1 protein-coding gene is annotated in these 940 nt (G+C 66.1%); it reads right to left on the reverse strand.

What is annotated here, in order from left to right:
* Nucleotides 1-6: 6 nt before the first annotated feature.
* Nucleotides 7-806 (reverse strand): IS5 family transposase gene (locus tag IF64_RS26890; RefSeq protein WP_145600294.1). Its coding sequence is split into 2 segments (ribosomal slippage): nt 7-485 and nt 485-806, totalling 801 coding nucleotides; the frame shifts between segments, so codons are not numbered across the junction.
* Between the last annotated feature and the right edge of the window lie 134 nt (nt 807-940).

Here is a 940-nt window from a genome sequence, read left to right on the forward strand (position 1 = left end):
GAGCTCCTAACGCATTCGGTTTGGGAGTCGTCGCCAGGTGATGAGGCTGCAGGCGAGCGCGAGGAACCCGTGGTGGATGTCGGTGCGGCGTTCCCAGCGTTCGGCCAGGCGGCGGAACTGGTGCAGTAGTGCGAGGGTTTGCTCCACGACCCAGCGCACGGGTTGGTTGTTGTCACGGGTGCCTCGGCGGCTGATCAGCGGTCGAATCCGGCGCTGTCGCAACAGGTCTCGGTACTTGTCGTGGTCGTAGCCTCGGTCGGCCACCACGGCCTCGGGTGTGCGGCGTGGCCGGCCCCGGCGCCCGCGGACGAGCGGGACGGCATCGACCAGCGGGATGAGTTGGGTGATGTCGTTGCGGTTGCCGCCGGTGAGCGTGACCGCGAGTGGGACACCGCCGCCCTCGCAGATCAGGTGGTGCTTGGAACCGGTCTTGCCTCGGTCGACCGGACTCGGTCCGGTCGCCTCGCCGCCCTTTTTGCGCGGATGTGGGAGGCGTCCACACACGCGCGTGACCAGTCGATCTCCCCGGCGGCGTTCAACTCGGCGAGTAGCTCCTGAGGCAACCGGTCGAAGACCCCGAGCTCCTGCCAGTCCCGAAGCCGTCGCCAGCACGTCATCCCGGAACCAAACCCCAGCTCCTGAGGCAGGTCCTCCCACCCGATCCCGGTGAACAACACGAACAGGATCCCCTGCAACACCTGCCGATCCGGCAACGGCTTCGGCCCGGTCCGACTCGCCGGACGCACCGGCAACAACGGCCCTATCCGGGCCCACAACTCGTCCGACACGACCCACGGCGCAGCCACACCAAGATCATCTCAAACCAAGATCATCAACCTGTTAGTACTCCAGCCGGACTTCGTGATCGGGGTTGGTGAGGGGTGCTGGAGATGGGTGCGGCCACCAGTTGATCATGGTCTGTTGTGTGGACTTCCCAAGA

Origin of the sequence: Prauserella rugosa, from assembly GCF_000719975.1 — a bacterium.
Taxonomy (GTDB): domain Bacteria; phylum Actinomycetota; class Actinomycetes; order Mycobacteriales; family Pseudonocardiaceae; genus Prauserella; species Prauserella rugosa.